Consider the following 17,069-nt stretch of genomic DNA (forward strand, 5'->3'; position numbering starts at 1 on the left):
ATAGGTGCTTTTTTACCGTATATCTTCAATTAATTGTTCGGATTCTTCATGCATACTGTACTCACTTAATACTTGAATGCAAAGCCACTTTAATTCCTCAATCGTATGCTCAAGTTCTTCAGGAAGCACATGATAAATGTCTTCAAGTCCCATCCCGAAATGAATAAGTTCAAGTACTTGATCATCGATGTTCCGATCCATTAATAATTCAAGTACTTCTAAATTGAATATGTATCGGTGAGCTTCGTCGAGTGAAACAACTTTTAACTTCAAGCTTTCTACAATACTCAATATAAAAAGAAGGATTGTTTTTTCAAGAACAGGTTGTTTTCCCATTTGAAATATTAGTTTCATCTTTCACACCTCCACATATAGCGCTAGGTTGTACTATATTATTCAGGAGGGGGGAACAAATATGCATGATATAGAGAAACTTTCAGCACTGTTTTTGTAAGAGGATTGATAACTGACAAAAGTGAGGTTTTGGCGAAATAAAAAATCCTGCTAGTATAGCAGGATAACTCGCGATTAAAAAATGCTCCAACCTTCTTGAGCAGAAAGAAGTTCAAGAATTTTAAAACCGGCAATACTATTTCCGTTTGCATCTAAAGCTGGTCCGAAAATACCGATTCCCATGTCTCCTTTTACGCAGCCAAAAATACCACCGGCTACACCACTTTTTGCAGGAATACCAACACGAATTGCAAATTCACCAGATTCGTTATACATACCACATGTGACCATAAATGTTTTGCAAATTTTTGTAATATGCTTAGGGATAATTTGTTTTTTCTTATATGGATCATATCCATCCATTGCAAAAATTAAGCCGATACGTGCTAAATCGATGCAGTTTACTTCAACTGCGCATTGACGAGTATATAAATCCATAAGTTCTTCAATATCACAATCGATAATTCCGTTTTGTTTCATATAATAACAAAGTGAACGGTTTAGGTAAGCTGTCTCTAGTTCTGAATCGGCAACTTTAGAGGAATAATTAATAGTAGGATTATCTGTTATTTCACGCACAAAATGAAGAATACGTTCCATTTTTTCCTCGTTATCTTTTCCTGCTAGCATGCTTGTAATAGCTAAAGCCCCTGCATTTATCATTGGATTAAGGGGTTTGGATGGACTTGTCGTTTCTAACTTAATAATAGAATTAAATGGGTCACCCGTTGGTTCCATTCCAACTTTAGAAAATACATATTCTTCACCACGGTCTAAAAGGGCAAGGGCAAGTGTAATTACTTTGGAAATACTTTGAAGAGTAAATAGTGTTTGTGAGTTGCCTGCATGGATATATTCTGTTTCTTTATGGAAAATGGCAATCCCTAAATCGTCTGGATTTGCATTTCCTAGTTCGGGGATATAAGTAGCAAGTTTTCCTTTTTTCGTATATGGTTTTACTTGTTCTAACAACTGTTGTAGGTTGTTTGTTTCAATGCACTGCATAGTACCAACGCTCCTATTTTGAATTAACTAAGTTTACTTTTCCCGATATGCTCGGAAATAAATAATAACATGAAAAAGTGGAATGATAAAACGAAAGTTCAATGTGCTATAATAGGTCTTTCGTTTCGAGTATTCTGTATTTTAAAAAGGAGAATTTTCCTTTTATATAACAGTTTGGAAATAGGAGATTTATCCATAAAAAGTTCAGAAATAAAAACTACACATCTATACAACTATATGTTATTATGGTTATGTAATAGAAAGCGTTTTCTAAAGCGTACTTATAATGATAACGATTTCATAAATTTGATTAGGGGGAATTAAAATGTTGCAGTTTTTACAACGTATTGGTAAAGCTTTAATGCTTCCGATCGCAGTACTACCAGCAGCAGGATTATTGCTTCGTTTAGGGCAACCAGATGTATTTGATATTCCTGTTATGGCACAGGCCGGCGCAGCAGTTTTTGATAACTTAGCACTTATTTTTGCAATTGGTATTGCAATCGGTCTTTCAGTGGATGGTAGTGGTGCAGCAGGTCTTGCAGGTGCAATTGGTTATCTTGTTATGAAAAATAGTATTGATGCACTTAGCAAAGGGTATTCAACTGCTGAATTACAAGGTAAATTAAGTAAAGTCCAAGATTTAATAGGTAATAGCGCAAATGTAGATCCATCTAAGCTTGCGGATACAATGACACAAGTATCTAAGGCTGCTGAATTATCGACTAAAGTAGATATGAAAGTCTTAGGTGGTATTATTGTTGGTGTTATAGCAGGACTTCTTTATAATAAATTCCATAAGATTAAACTTCCAGAATGGTTAGGTTTCTTTGCTGGAAAACGTTTCGTTCCAATTGTTACATCAGTCGTGATGCTGATATTAGGAATTCTATTTGCACAAATTTGGCCAACAATTCAAAATGGTATTGATGCATTAGCTCATGGAATTGTTAATTTAGGTGCAATTGGTTCAGGATTATTTGGTTTATTAAACCGTTTATTAATCCCAATTGGTTTACACCACGTAATGAACACATACTTCTGGTTTGTATTTGGGGACTTTACAAATGCAGCAGGTAATGTTGTTAATGGTGATATTGCTCGTTTCCTTGCAGGTGACAAAACAGCAGGTATGTTTATGACTGGTTTCTTCCCAGTTATGATGTTCGGTTTACCAGCAGCATGTTTCGCAATGATTGCAGCTGCTAAACCAGAAAAGCGTAAAGCAGTTACTGGTATGTTAGCTGGTCTAGCATTAACTTCATTCTTAACTGGTATTACAGAGCCTATTGAATTCTCATTCATGTTCTTATCACCAGTATTATATGGTATTCATGCTGTATTAACAGGTCTTTCTTTATTCATTACAACATCGCTTGGCATTCATGATGGTTTCTCATTTAGTGCCGGTGCAATCGATTACGCTTTAAACTTCGGTATTGCAACAAAACCAGTCTTACTAGCAGGTATCGGTTTAATTTACGCAGCAATTTATTTCATAGTATTCTACTTCTTAATTAAGAAGTTCGATTTAAAAACTCCTGGTCGTGAAGATGACGATGAGTTAGTTGAAGATGGTGAGGCACCAGTTGCAGGTTCAATCGGTGAAACTTACGTAGCAGCTTTAGGCGGAAAAGAAAACTTAACAGTTATTGATAACTGTGCAACACGTCTACGCTTACAAGTAAAAGATGCTGGTCAAGTAAATGAAGCAGCATTAAAACGTGCTGGTGCAAAAGGTGTTATGAAATTAAGTAATACAAGTGTACAAGTTATCGTAGGTACAAATGTTGAATCTGTTGCCGATGATATGAAAAAACACGTATAAATAATGAGATAAGAGGATGTCCAAAAAGATTGATAAAATCAATTTTTTAGAGGATATCCTCTTTTTTTTGTTAATAATTTAACGGGAATCTTACTTTTGTAAATTTTCTTTTTCTTTTTTGTACATATAGGTTGGTAATATGTGCAGTGCGTGATAAAGTAGGGATGATATAGAATGGATTATCCATAATCTACTAAAATAAATCTTTAATAGAGGAATTAAATTATTGGCGAGTAAGGGGAAAAAAGCAATTATGGATCAGGAAAAAAATAATGCGAATGGGAAAGTACGTCGGCCGATTGTATACATAAAAAGAACAATCATTCTCGTCTTACTATTATCACTTGTATATTTTATGTATACAAAAATTGTTGCGCATAATAAGAAAGAAGAAACTTTAAAAGCGGCAGCAGAAATGAAGAAACAAGAAGAGCTAAAAAAGAAAGAAGAAAAAAAGAAACAAGAAGTACAGAAGCAAAAACAAAAAGAGCAGGAAGAACAAGTGAAGCAAGCGCAAGCTGTGGAGAAGCTTCCCGAGGGACCACCTCAAGAAATTAATGAAAACGCTCAATTAGACCAGTATTTACAAAACGCAGGATTTAGCGGGACAGCTGTTATTGTGAAGAACGGAAAAGTTCTTTTGAATAAAGGGTACGGTATGGCAAATAAAGAACAGAAAGTACCGAATAATTCAGAGACGACTTTTTATATTGGTTCTATTTCAAAGGCATTTGTAGCAACTGCTATTATGCAGTTGAAAGATCAAAATAAATTACAAGTAGAAGATACTGTTGCAAAGTATATTCCAAATTTTCCTCAAGGTAATAGTATTCAGCTAAAACATCTATTAACACATACATCAGGGATTCCCGAATATGAGCAGGGAAAAGAAGATATTTCTCATGAAGAACTGATAAAGCGGATAGGAAATCAAAAGCGTATTGGTGGTCCAGGAGAGAAGTGGAAGTATTCTGATTCGAACTACTCTATACTTGCATACATTGCCGAGAAGGTAAGTGGACAGTCACTCGAAGAATATATTAAACAACATATTTTTGCTACTGCGGGTATGAAACATTCTGGCTTTGGCACAGCGTTAGAGCAAACAAGGTTCCCATCAACGGGTTATAAAATAGTAAATAATAATATGACAACACCTAATATTCCGAGCATGTCACAACTATATGGTTGTGGTGATATATATACGAGTGCACATGATTTGTATTTATTTAATGAGGCGTTATATTCTGGAAAATTAATTTCCAAAGAGAGTTACGATCAAATGTTTACGGGTGGAAAAAAGGATTACGGGTTTGGATGGTACGTAGACCCAGGAAGCTATTCGAATCATGGTGTAATGCCAGGTTGGAATTGCTTAAACGGATTTAGTAAAAATGGTAGTGTATATGTTGTTTTATTATCTAACATTCAAAATAACATTAAATCATTTGGTAAAGTGAATAACGATATTTATTCGATATTGCGGAATATTGAAGTGTAAGAAACTATCCTTTTGGATAGTTTTTTTTATGCCTTGAACCAAATATTTCTTTTAGAAAATGTATGTCTTACCTATCACAAAAATATCTATTTTGTATACATTAAGATGTATGGATGTGAAATTTTATAATCTAAAAATAATAGGAGGAGAAGTGTATGTGTCTGTTCAGAAAATATTGGAATAAATTATCGAGATTGTTTAATAGGCAATTAGATTATTTTTTAGATAATAAGTTATTACCTGCTGTGGAAAGACTTTTATTTTCACAAAACTTCGCGAGATTTATTCAAAGAAACTCTAAGCAAGCTACTGAAGAAGTTATTGAATCAAGTAGATTTCAATCTATTATTTGTAACATTTTAAAAGAATGTACTACATCACCTTTTAAAGAAATTGCAGAGCAGTATTTAGGTAAAAACGTAGAAATTACTGTGACAGTGGGACAGTTAACAGGCGTTATTGTAGCAGTTGGTGATGACTTCTTAACATTGCAAGAAGGAATAGGAACAGAAGTTTTATTACCATTTACAAGTATTATATCAATTAAAGAAGCGTAAGAAAGGAGCGTTATATATGTTATTTACTGATGAATTACGTAACCATGTTGGGGAACTAGTGCAAGTTGTGACAGCTGTAGAAATCATTGCAGGCGTTCTTTTATCTGTGACGGATGGGGCAGTAATTGTTCGTACTTCTCCTTCTTATGGACCACCAGAAGATGTAGTTGTGCGTATTCCTATTATTGCTTATGTTCGCTTGGAAGGGTAAGAGTGATACAAGTATGAGAGTGTCAGTTGTTATTCCAGTGCATAATGAAGCAAGTACTTTATCAAAAGTTTTAGTAGAAGTAAGAAAGCTCGAACCATATGAAATTATCATAGTAGATAATGGATCGACAGATGGTACGAAAGAAATAGCGCTACAGCATAATTGCCGTGTGATTTATTATAGATATTCCCTTGGTAATGATGTGGGACGGGCAATTGGTGCTAGAGAAGCAAAAGGTGAAATTGTTTTATTTTTAGATGGTGATATCGTCATGAAAAGTGAAGAATTATACAATTTTATTAAAGGAATACAGCAAGGACATGAGATTGTTTTAAATAATTTAACATGGTCCGTTTATTTGAAGATGAGACCGCATTATACGACGGTTGGAAAATATATGTTAAATCGTTATTTGAACAAGAAGGAGTTTGTTGTAGGATCTTTAATTGCAATACCACATGCGATAAGTCGTAAAGTGATTGAAAAACTGGGGTGGTGGAATTTAGCAGATCCAGCATTATTTCAAGCGATGGCGATGTCTAGAGGAGTAGATATTTCTGATATGGCTTCAGTTGATGTCATTTACACAAATAAAGTTCGTCCTGTCCATACGGGCACATCACCTGGCTCTCCTTATCCGAAAGCGACTAGTCGTATTATGGGTGATCATTTGCGTGCTTTACAATACGTAATCGAAACATACGGTAATCGCGGTGGTTTTTCAGAGGACAATAGAGATAGAGCGTTTGTAGGAAAGTATAAACCAGTTTTATTACAAAAGAAAAAAGCGAAATATAGTGCCATTATCCCGGTATCAGAAGAAAAAATAATTATAAGGTCTGTTATACAAGAAGTGAAAGAAGCAGGTGTAGATGAAATTATAGTTGTCGCAAATGGAGCAGATGTTGAGACTGTTAAACAGGCAAAGCTAGAGAATGTTATTGTAGTTGAATTTACGAAGGCGCTTGGACATAATGTAGCACGAGCAATAGGGGCTATGCATGCTACGGCAGATATTTGTTTATTCGTTGATGGTGATTTTGTTATTCCAGCAAAAAAACTCACTCCATTTTTACATGCTGTTGAAGATGGAAATGACGTGGTGTTAAATGATTTACAATGCTTATTAGATATGTTTCATCCAGCAGATCCAATTAGTATGGGAAAATACTTTTTGAATTTGGTAGCGAAAAGACCAGATTTATGGAATAACTCACTAACTGCTGTACCACATGCCATGCATAAGAAGGTAATAGAGAAAATAGGATATGACTCCCTTATCATTCCGCCATTAGCACAAGTGAAAGCTATTTTAGAAGGATTCTCTATTACAACAGTAGAGTTAGTAGATGTTATAAAAACAAATCGAGTACGTCCAGAGCAACACGAATTTGTAAATGGGCGTATTTCAGCGTTTGATCGTATTTTCGGTGATCAACTTGAGGCGGTTACGTATTTATTACAACGTACGGACGAACGTGGTGGCTTTACTGATGGAGATAGAGATAGAGATATCATTCAACAATTGAGAAGGGAAGAAGAGAATACAAATGAATAGTAGTAAAGTAGCTATTATTGGGTTAGGGTATGTTGGCCTTCCTTTAGCGGTACATTTTGCAGAAAGAGGGCATACAGTACTTGGATTAGATAAAGATATTAGAAAAATAGACTCAATTATAAAAGGAGAAAGTTATATTCCAGATGTTTCTTCTAAAGAGTTACAAAGTTTATTGACGAAAAAAAAATTAACAGTAAACACACCGGATCAAGGCATTGCTGATTTTCAAAGTAGTGATTATGTTATTGTCACTGTCCCGACTCCAATTAATGAACAAAGAGAACCAGACTTAAGTGCCCTCATTTCAGCTTCGCATTATATACAACAAAACCTTCAAAAAGGACAAACCTTCATTTTTGAAAGCTCCACATATCCAGGCACACTTGAAGAAGTCATCCTACCTATTATTTCTCAAAATAGTAACAAGGTAGGGGAAGATTTCTATATCGGATATTCGCCTGAGAGAATTGATCCAGCAAATAGTCAATATTCAGTTCAAGCTATTCCAAAAGTTATTAGTGGACAAACAGAAAAGTGTAGACAAAAGGTACAGGATTTATATAGTACCATTTTTGACGAAGTTGTACCTGTTAGCTCTCCGAAAGTAGCAGAGATGTGTAAGCTATTTGAAAATATTCAGCGCTTAGTTAACATTTCTTTAGTAAATGAACTAAACACACTATGTGAAAGTTTAGGCATTGATTTTTATGAGGCCATTGAAGCGGCATCTACAAAACCATTTGGGTTTACTCCATATTGGCCAGGGCCAGGGATAGGGGGACACTGTATTCCAGTAGACCCTTTATATTTTCAATGGAGAATAAAAAAGAATGGGGCAATTAGTCAATTAATTGAGGCAGCACATATAATTAATGAAGAAATGCCAGAGAAAATGGTCCGGAAAGTAAAAAGTGTGGTGCAATCACCTGCAACGGTGTTAATTGTAGGGATTGCGTATAAAAAAGATGTAAATGATTTGAGAGAATCACCAGCGTTACCGATTATTCAATTATTAAGAAATCAAGGATACGAGATAGAATATCATGATCCTTATATTTCTTTCGCGGAAATTGGAGATAAGGTGTATCAATCTGTTTCTTTAGATAAAGAAACAGTTAAAAATGCGGATTGTATTTTAATTTTAACGGATCATTCTAATATTGATTGGAAGCTTTTTAAAGGAATGGACCGAGTAATAGATACACGCGGGATTGTAAAGAAGGTGAGTAAATGAGTAAGAAATGTTTAATTACAGGTGGGGCCGGATTTATCGGGTCGCATTTAGCTGAAGAGTTGATGAGAAGAGGTTATGAGGTCACTGTTGTGGATAACTTTTATAAAGGTAAAAATAAGTACCATGAAGAGTTAATGAAAAAAATCCGTGTTATTCCAATAAGTGTTTTAGATAAAAATTCTATTTATGAATTAGTAGATCAGCATGATGTCGTGTTTCATTTAGCAGCAATTTTAGGTGTGAAAACAACAATGGAAAAAAGTATAGAGCTCATAGAAACGAATTTTGATGGGACGAGAAATATTTTACAAGCAGCGTTAAAAGGAAAGAAGAAAGTAGTTTTTGCTTCTACTTCAGAAGTATATGGTAAGGCCAAGCCGCCTTTCTCTGAAGAGGGAGATCGATTATACGGGGCAACTTCTAAAATTCGTTGGAGTTATGCAGTTTGTAAAACGTTGGAAGAGACATTATGTTTAGGATACGCATTAGAAGGTTTACCGGTAACTATTGTTCGATATTTTAATATTTATGGTCCAAGAGCGAAAGATGGTCCGTATGCAGGGGTAATCCCGCGATTTATTAGTGCGGCTTTGCAAGGAGAAGACATTCTCGTATATGGAGATGGAAAGCAGACACGTTGTTTTACGTATGTGAGTGATGCGGTAGAAGCAACAATTCGGGCAATGGATGAGAAGGTAAATGGTGAGATTATTAATATAGGTTCTGAGAATGAACAGAGTATAAAAGAAGTAGCAGAAGTAATTAAAAAATTAACGAATTCTTCTTCGAAGATTGTACAAGTGCCTTTTGAAGAAGTATATCCTTATGGTTTTGAAGAAATTCCAAATAGAAGACCAGACGTAACAAAATTAAAAGAGCTTGTTCAATTTCAGGCGAAAGTAACGTGGGAAAACGGATTGAAGGAAACAATTAAGTGGTTTCGTGAACAAAACAATGGCTAAGTCATTATCTGTTATTATTCCTGCATGTAATGAGGTCGATACGATTTCAGACGTTATTCAATCGGTAAGACCATTAAATCCAGTAGAAATTATTGTAGTAGCAAACGGTTGTAATGATGGAACAGAAGATGTTGCAGATCGTTTAGGGTGTAAAGTAATCAAACATACAGAGCTACTAGGGAACGATGTTGGACGTGCAGTCGGCGCAAAACATGCGATAGGTGATGTATTACTATTTATAGATGGTGATTTTGCTATTCAAACTTCAAAATTAAAATTATTCCTTAATCCGATTTTATACGATCAGGCGGATGTAGTTTTAAATAATTTGGATGCATTATTTTTAAAAAGGCAAAAACCTACTTCTATTACAGTATGGCGCCAAATATTAAATGCAATGTTAGAGCGTGAAGAATTAAAAATTAATTCTTTATTAGATGTACCTCATGCGCTGACGAAAGAAGTCGTTCAAAGCATCGGATATGAATGTTTTGTTAATCCTATTGTGGCTCATTTACGCCTACTTCAAAGTAAATGGAGAATTAGTCGTCATTGCGCCATTGACGTTATTACGCCAAATAAATTTCGTCCATTCCAACATGCTGCATATGGAACAAACCTTTCCCAATCTGAAAAAAGAATGATAGGTGATCATATAGAAGCAGTAGCGGCACGGATATTAAGCAGTGATGAGCGCGGAGGATATTATGATGGAAATAGGAAAAGGGATAGTGTGTATCATACTTTAAGTTTTGAAGAGTTTTATCAAGGATGGGGCGTCACATCTAATTTGTATAAAGGAAAGCAACTATCTGTTGTTATTCCCGTACAAGATGAAGAGAAAACAATCGGAAACGTTATAGAAGAGCTTCGCAAAATTGAACCCTTCGAAATTATCGTTGTCGTAAATGGTTCGTCAGATAAAACGAAAAAAATTGCAAAAGACAAAGGGGCAACGACAATTGTATATAAAGAAGCACTCGGAAATGATGTGGGGCGCTCACTTGGAACGTATTTTGCAAAAGGAGAAATTGTGTTATTTATAGACGGCGATTTTGTTATTCCAGCGAGTGAGCTATATCCTTTTGCAAAAGCTATAGCAGATGGAAAGGACGTCGCATTAAATGATTTAAATCATTATTTAGATTTAAGAGTACCGCTTCATCTTGTAACTGCATTTAAGTATGCACTAAATTTAGCTTGTGATAGAAAGGATTTAGGGGTAGGCTCACTTATTGCGGTACCTAATGCATTTAGCCAAAAGTGTTTGAAAGCAATTGGGTATAAATCTTTATTGTCACCTTGTGTAGCACAAGTGAAGGCTCTTCTGTCTGGATTTGAAATTGCATGTGTATATCGTGTTGAGGTTGATAAGATGAACCGTATTCGTCCCAGTGAACATTTCGCAAAAATAGGTCACCCTCCAGCTGTACTTCGAATTATAGGTGATCATATAGAGGGGCTAGAGCAAATAATTTCATTAACAGACAATCGTGGCGGATTCTATGATGGCAATAGAAAAAGAGATGTTTTATAGAAGTAACAAAAAAAGTGTACAACATGTGTACACTTTTTTGTTCTGTTATAAAAACTATAACAGATTAGGAGATAAGAGTATTACAGCTCTACAATGGGTATTGTTCTTATATTACAAAATAGGACTCGTATATAAGGATACCAAAAAAATACAATTAAGGAAAGGGTTAATTTTAAAGACTTTTAAATGAAGTTAACACTATATATATAGTAGTTTGCTCAATATTTCACAAACATGTCACAACTATTTCGTTCACTTTCGTAAAAAAGTAGTATTCTAAGTGTGTAAGCTGTTATATAAAAAATCTTAGTCCTGTACTAATCAAAAATGGAGGAGATTAGGATGACTCAAGTATTAGAAAATGTTAAAAACGCATGGGAAAACTTTAAAGGTGAAAAATGGAAAGCAGAGATTGATGTTCGCGATTTCATTTTAAATAATGTAAACGTTTTCGAAGGAGACGAATCTTTCTTAGCAGAAGCAACTGAAGCAACGAAACAACTTTGGGATCAAGTAATGGATTTAACAACGAAAGAACGTGAAAACGGTGGCGTTCTTGATATGGATACAAAAATTGTTTCTTCTATTACATCACATGCCCCTGGATACTTAAATAAAGATATTGAAAAAGTAGTCGGTTTCCAAACTGATAAACCATTTAAACGTTCTTTACAACCATATGGTGGTATTCGTATGGCAGAACAAGCTTGTGAATCTTATGGATACGAAATGGATAAAGAACTTAGTCGTATTTTTAGAGATTGGAGAAAAACTCATAACCAAGGTGTATTTGATGCATACACACCAGAAATGAGAAATGCACGTAAATCAGGTGTTATTACGGGTCTTCCAGATGCATACGGACGTGGACGTATTATCGGTGACTATCGCCGAGTAGCGTTATATGGTATTGATCATTTAATTGAAGCGAAAAAAGCTGATTTAAATTTAACTGGCGGTGTAATGAGCGAAGATACAATGCGTTTACGCGAAGAGTTATCTGAGCAAATGCGTGCACTTCAAGAGTTAAAAGAAATGGCCGCTTCTCATGGCTTCGATATTTCTAAGCCAGCAACAAACACGCAAGAAGCATTCCAATGGTTATACTTCGCATACCTTGCAGCGATTAAAGAGCAAAACGGGGCTGCAATGAGTCTTGGGCGTACTTCTACATTCTTAGATATTTACATTGAAAGAGATTTAGCAAATGGTACTTTAACAGAAGAAGAAGTACAAGAAATTGTAGATCACTTCATTATGAAATTACGTCTTGTGAAATTCGCAAGAACACCTGATTATAATGAATTATTCTCTGGTGACCCAACTTGGGTAACTGAATCTATCGGTGGTATGGCATTAGATGGTCGTCCATTAGTAACAAAGAACTCATTCCGTTTCTTGCATACATTAGATAATTTAGGACCAGCTCCAGAACCAAACTTAACTGTTCTTTGGTCTAAACAATTACCAGAGAACTTTAAAAACTACTGTGCGAAAATGTCTATTAAAACATCAGCAATTCAATATGAAAATGATGACATTATGCGCCCTGAATACGGCGATGATTACGGTATTGCATGTTGCGTATCTGCAATGAGAATCGGTAAACAAATGCAGTTCTTCGGAGCTCGTGCAAACTTAGCGAAAGCATTATTATATGCGATTAACGGTGGTAAAGATGAAAAATCTAAAGCACAAGTTGGTCCTGAGTACGCACCAATTACTTCTGAAGTATTAAATTATGAAGAAGTTATGCATAAGTTTGATATGACAATGGAATGGTTGGCGGGTCTATATTTAAACACATTAAATGTTATCCATTACATGCATGATAAATATAGCTATGAACGTATTGAAATGGCACTTCATGATACAAACGTTCTTCGTACAATGGCAACAGGTATTGCTGGTCTATCTGTAGTAGCAGATTCATTAAGTGCAATTAAATACGCAAAAGTAAAACCAATTCGTGATGAAAATGGTATTGCAGTTGACTTCGAGATTGAAGGAGATTTCCCTAAATACGGTAACAATGATGATCGTGTAGATGAGATTGCTGTAAATCTTGTAAAAACATTTATGAATAAACTTCGTAAACATAAAACATACAGAAATTCTGTTCATACAATGTCAATCTTAACAATCACATCTAACGTTGTATACGGTAAGAAAACTGGTAATACTCCAGATGGCCGCCGTACTGGAGAACCATTTGCACCAGGTGCGAATCCAATGCATGGACGTGATACAAAAGGTGCATTAGCTTCATTATTATCTGTGGCTAAATTACCATATGAAGATGCACAAGATGGTATTTCTAATACATTCTCTATTATTCCGAAAGCACTTGGTAAAGAAGATGATGTACAAGTACGTAACTTAGTATCAATGCTTGATGGCTATGCAGTAAAAGAAGGCCACCACTTAAATATTAACGTATTTAACCGTGAAACATTAATGGATGCAATGGAACATCCTGAGAAATATCCACAATTAACAATTCGCGTATCTGGTTACGCTGTAAACTTTATTAAATTAACTCGTGAACAACAAATTGATGTAATTAACCGTACAATGCATGAAAGCATGTAAATGAAAAAAAGTGTCCCTTCGCTCTTAATATATAGCGAAGGGAGGCTGTTTCAATAAAGGAGGAAGTAACATGGTAAAAGGAAGAATACATTCTGTAGAGTCTTGTGGTACTGTTGATGGCCCAGGGATTCGTTATGTCATATTTACACAAGGGTGTTTATTACGTTGTCAATATTGTCATAATGCTGATACGTGGGAAATCGGTAAAGGTAAAGAAATAACAGTTGAAGAAGTGATGCAGGATGTGACATGTTACCTTCCATTTATTGAAGCTTCCGGAGGTGGTATAACAGTTAGCGGTGGAGAGCCATTATTACAGCTAGACTTTTTAATTGAGTTGTTTAAAAAGTGTAAAGAGGCTGGTATCCATACAACAATCGACTCTTCTGGTGGTTGTTATTCTGAGGAACCAGAATTCCAAAATAAGCTAGATATTTTAATGGATTATACAGATTTAGTTTTATTGGATCTGAAACATATCGATTCCAAAAAGCATCGTAAATTAACAGGGAAACCAAATGAACATATTTTACAATTTGCTCGTTATTTATCGGATAAGAATAAACCGATTTGGGTACGACACGTATTAGTTCCTGGTGTTACGGATAATGAAGAGGATCTACAAAAACTATCTAGCTTTATTCAAAGTCTGTCTAATGTTCAAAAAGTTGAAGTGTTACCATATCATAAGCTTGGTGTATATAAATGGGAGGCGCTTGGACACAAGTATCCACTCGCAAATGTAGAACCACCTACTGAGAAAAATGTAGAACATGCTAAATATATTTTACAAGCGGTCTAATCCAAATATTGGATTAGGCTTTTTGCTTTCTTTACAATAAAATCTAGAGTATATATTGATAAAAGAGTATACTGAAAATAGAATATCCATAATTTTGTACGGAATAAATGGAGAAATTTACATAATTGTAAAGGGAAATCAAAATAGTAAAAAGAATTAAGAAGTAAAAGAGTGAGTATCATGGAATAGAGAACATTTGTAAGTTATTGCGAAAGCTCTTATAGGAAAGTATAATGTAAAGATATGAGCACAGATAGGATTAAGGGGTCAATCTTATATGCTTTGCATATCCACGACAGGTACATAGCTGAAAGGGAATTATTAAAATCTGTTTATGTAATTTTTAAGGAAAATGTTTTTCCTATTGTCGTATATGCAATATGGAGAAACAAAAAGCTAGGAGTGGATTTGTTTGATAAAAAACCCCAAGGTTTTAATATTAACTGCACATTACGGTAATGGTCATGTGCAAGTAGCAAAAACATTAGAACAAACATTTCGCCAAAAAGGAATTGAAGATGTTATTGTATGCGACTTGTTTGGAGAATCACATCCATTTATAACTGACATTACAAAATATCTATATTTAAAAAGTTATACAATAGGAAAAGAATTATATCGTTTGTTTTATTACGGGGTAGAAAAAATTTATGATAAGAAAATAGCATCTTGGTATGCGAACTTTGGAAGGAAACGTTTGAAAACACTTTTACAGGTGGAGAAACCAGATATTGTAATTAATACATTTCCAATTATCGCTGTACCAGAATTAAAGAAACAAACAGGTATTTCAATTCCTGTCTATAACGTATTAACGGATTTTTGCGTGCACAAAATATGGATTCATCGAGAAGTAGATCGTTATTTTGTTGCAACGGATCATGTGAAAGAATTGATGGTTGATATCGGTGTACCTGCGGAACAAATTGTTGAAACAGGAATTCCAATTCGGAGTAGTTTTGAGTTAAAGGTAAATCCAGAAATCATATATAATAAATATCAGTTATGTAAGAATAAAAAGATTTTACTAATTGTAGCAGGTGCTCATGGGGTATTAGGAAATGTAAAAGAACTATGCCAATCATTTATGTCAGTGCCTAATTTACAAGTAGTTGTCGTTTGTGGGAAAAATGAAGCTTTAAAACAGGATTTATTAAGTTTACAGAAGCAAAATTCCGATGCATTAAAAGTGTTTGGGTATGTTGAAAATATTGATGAATTATTCCGTGTTACTTCTTGTATGATTACGAAGCCAGGCGGAATAACATTAAGTGAAGCAGCAGCGTTGCAAGTACCTGTCATTTTATATAAGCCTGTTCCAGGACAAGAAAATGAAAATGCGATGTACTTTGAAAGAAAGGGAGCAGCAGTTGTCATTCGCGATGATAGTGAGGTTTTTGCAAAAACAGAGGCATTATTACAAGATGATGTGAAGCTTCTTCAAATGAAAGAAGCAATGAAAAGCATCTATCTTCCAGAGCCAGCTGGCCATATTGTAGATGCAATTTTGGCGGAAAATCATGCAGAACCGCGTCATATACCTATTAAATCACCTGCTCTTGCACAATCTTTTACTTAATATGAAACCCTCTTTGTATATGTAAAGAGGGTTCTTTATTATTTTTAAAGAAAATTTAGTGAGTTATCCACAAAAGGATTGCGCTTTCATTAAACAGTAAAGTCGGAATATTAACAACTATATCCACATTGTCCACAATTTTTAGAAAAATATCCACAATTAAAACAGCTGATATATGCTTTAATATAGAAAAATATTAAATGTTTTTGAAAATTACTAACAATTTCATCAGTTTTGTGGATAAAGTTGTCCACAGCAAAAAAGTCCCTTATGTATAAGGGGCTTTTTTGCTTACTTCTATCAGTCGAGAAAATTATGTAATGAAAATGAATAATTAGGGGGGAAACTTCTAATTATTCATTTTCACTTTAAATGCTTTTCGAGCGATATCCTGCTGCACGATCTGCTTTTTGAAATTCGCGTTGATAGAGAACTTCTTGTGTACTAGATAATGTGTTTTTTGCTTTATCACGTTTCTTTTTATCCATTACAAATCACCTCGTGTCTTAAAGTTACTATTTATCGTTTCCAAAGACATGAGGGGATATACGCATATGGAAAATGTTAACGATTGATTATCATTTCAGAAAATTTAGATTACGCTTCTTTTAATTGATGAGCATCTTGGAAGGTTGTATCTCGCATTGTAGCAAGTGTGTATTGATCTTTTGGAATTTCATATAAGTTATACACTTCTTCGTTTGCGTTAATTTCATCATATACGGCTTTTCTTGTTTCGTTTGCTAGATTCACATATTGCAGTTTTTCTGCAGCTTTAATAGAACGAATATTTATTTTACGAATACGCATGAAAATTGTTTCAATATCTAATTCATAGAAAAGTTCACTAAAAAATGAATCTTTTGCCAATTTGTTATAGCCTTTTCCATGATATGGTTTGCCAAGCCATGTCCCGAGAAATCCAGCTTTTTCTTGCACATCAAATAAAGTAATTGTTCCGATAGGGTTACCCCATTCATCTAAAATTGTGCGTGAAATTAATTCACCACGCTCTTCAGCTTCAATCGTTTGTTTCGTTAAGAATAAATATTCTTCATAAGAATAAGCCTTTTGACGCACAAAAGGGAAGACAGCTGGATCCACCATTAATTCGTATAGAACGTGGCTGTCGTGTAAGTCGCGTTTTTTCAACATACTAACTCCTCCTCACACGAGGGTAGCATGACGAAAAAACACCCCACCCTCGAAATTTTTATATCAATCTTTAAAAAATTTCGGGGTGGGAATCG

Annotated in this window: 16 protein-coding genes and 1 pseudogene; 13 read left to right on the forward strand and 4 right to left on the reverse strand. The window is 34.7% G+C overall.

Features of this window, described 5'->3' with window-relative positions; genetic code table 11:
• Positions 1–12: 12 nt before the first annotated feature.
• Positions 13–354, reverse strand: coding sequence for a DUF3969 family protein (locus tag HMPREF2590_RS00790; protein ID WP_000766604.1), 342 nt, complete (start codon positions 352–354; stop codon positions 13–15).
• 174 nt (positions 355–528) lie between these two features.
• Entirely contained in the window at positions 529–1,458 is a 930-nt protein-coding gene (gene glsA, locus HMPREF2590_RS00800) for a glutaminase A (protein WP_001149850.1), read from the reverse strand.
• 69 nt (positions 1,459–1,527) lie between these two features.
• Between glsA and HMPREF2590_RS31040 the strand changes: the two are divergent.
• From HMPREF2590_RS31040 to HMPREF2590_RS00860, 13 genes and pseudogenes are all read left to right on the forward strand, one after another.
• A pseudogene (locus tag HMPREF2590_RS31040) lies at positions 1,528–1,642 on the forward strand (transcriptional regulator).
• A 141-nt stretch (positions 1,643–1,783) separates the two neighbouring features.
• The gene (gene nagE / locus HMPREF2590_RS00805; RefSeq protein ID WP_000938903.1) at positions 1,784–3,286 is read left to right on the forward strand and encodes an N-acetylglucosamine-specific PTS transporter subunit IIBC; all 1,503 of its coding nucleotides are present in this window, start codon (positions 1,784–1,786) and stop codon (positions 3,284–3,286) included.
• A gap of 253 nt (positions 3,287–3,539) precedes the next feature.
• Complete coding sequence (locus tag HMPREF2590_RS00810) at positions 3,540–4,787, forward strand: serine hydrolase domain-containing protein (RefSeq protein WP_050822187.1); 1,248 nt, start codon at positions 3,540–3,542, stop codon at positions 4,785–4,787.
• Positions 4,788–4,942: 155 nt separating this feature from the next.
• Positions 4,943–5,344, forward strand: coding sequence for an LSm family protein (locus HMPREF2590_RS00815; protein WP_000335548.1), 402 nt, complete (start codon positions 4,943–4,945; stop codon positions 5,342–5,344).
• 16 nt (positions 5,345–5,360) lie between these two features.
• Positions 5,361–5,555 carry an LSm family protein gene (locus HMPREF2590_RS00820; RefSeq protein ID WP_000899469.1) on the forward strand — a complete coding sequence of 65 codons (195 nt, stop codon included), beginning with the start codon at positions 5,361–5,363 and terminating at the stop codon, positions 5,553–5,555.
• 13 nt (positions 5,556–5,568) lie between these two features.
• Complete coding sequence (locus tag HMPREF2590_RS00825; RefSeq protein ID WP_001266461.1) at positions 5,569–7,113, forward strand: glycosyltransferase family 2 protein; 1,545 nt, start codon at positions 5,569–5,571, stop codon at positions 7,111–7,113.
• Positions 7,106–8,347, forward strand: coding sequence for a nucleotide sugar dehydrogenase (locus tag HMPREF2590_RS00830; protein WP_050821568.1), 1,242 nt, complete (start codon positions 7,106–7,108; stop codon positions 8,345–8,347). Before HMPREF2590_RS00825 ends, HMPREF2590_RS00830 begins: the two co-directional genes overlap by 8 nt.
• Positions 8,344–9,309, forward strand: coding sequence for an NAD-dependent epimerase/dehydratase family protein (locus HMPREF2590_RS00835; RefSeq protein WP_050821570.1), 966 nt, complete (start codon positions 8,344–8,346; stop codon positions 9,307–9,309). The genes HMPREF2590_RS00830 and HMPREF2590_RS00835 overlap by 4 nt, the downstream gene beginning before the upstream one ends.
• A complete protein-coding gene (locus tag HMPREF2590_RS00840) occupies positions 9,302–10,846 on the forward strand; it encodes a glycosyltransferase family 2 protein (RefSeq protein WP_033685777.1) in 1,545 nt (514 codons plus the stop codon). Before HMPREF2590_RS00835 ends, HMPREF2590_RS00840 begins: the two co-directional genes overlap by 8 nt.
• On the forward strand, positions 10,815–11,036 hold the full coding sequence (locus tag HMPREF2590_RS00845; RefSeq protein ID WP_002094217.1) for a hypothetical protein: 222 nt from the start codon (positions 10,815–10,817) through the stop codon (positions 11,034–11,036). Before HMPREF2590_RS00840 ends, HMPREF2590_RS00845 begins: the two co-directional genes overlap by 32 nt.
• Positions 11,037–11,188: 152 nt before the next feature.
• Positions 11,189–13,438, forward strand: a complete 2,250-nt coding sequence (gene pflB / locus HMPREF2590_RS00850) for a formate C-acetyltransferase (RefSeq protein ID WP_000195464.1) — start codon at positions 11,189–11,191, stop codon at positions 13,436–13,438.
• Positions 13,439–13,508: 70 nt separating this feature from the next.
• Entirely contained in the window at positions 13,509–14,240 is a 732-nt protein-coding gene (pflA, locus tag HMPREF2590_RS00855; protein WP_000238467.1) for a pyruvate formate-lyase-activating protein, read from the forward strand.
• 412 nt (positions 14,241–14,652) lie between these two features.
• On the forward strand, positions 14,653–15,819 hold the full coding sequence (locus HMPREF2590_RS00860) for a diglucosyl diacylglycerol synthase (RefSeq protein WP_000594688.1): 1,167 nt from the start codon (positions 14,653–14,655) through the stop codon (positions 15,817–15,819).
• 368 nt (positions 15,820–16,187) lie between these two features.
• Here HMPREF2590_RS00860 and HMPREF2590_RS00865 read toward each other — a convergent pair whose 3' ends face one another.
• Together HMPREF2590_RS00865 and HMPREF2590_RS00870 are read right to left on the reverse strand one after the other, a co-directional pair.
• Positions 16,188–16,307, reverse strand: coding sequence for a YfhE family protein (locus HMPREF2590_RS00865; protein WP_000358482.1), 120 nt, complete (start codon positions 16,305–16,307; stop codon positions 16,188–16,190).
• 109 nt (positions 16,308–16,416) lie between these two features.
• Positions 16,417–16,974, reverse strand: coding sequence for a GNAT family N-acetyltransferase (locus HMPREF2590_RS00870; RefSeq protein ID WP_000914737.1), 558 nt, complete (start codon positions 16,972–16,974; stop codon positions 16,417–16,419).
• Positions 16,975–17,069: the final 95 nt, after the last annotated feature.

Origin of the sequence: Bacillus sp. HMSC036E02, from assembly GCF_001836235.1 — a bacterium.
GTDB lineage: Bacteria > Bacillota > Bacilli > Bacillales > Bacillaceae_G > Bacillus_A > Bacillus_A cereus.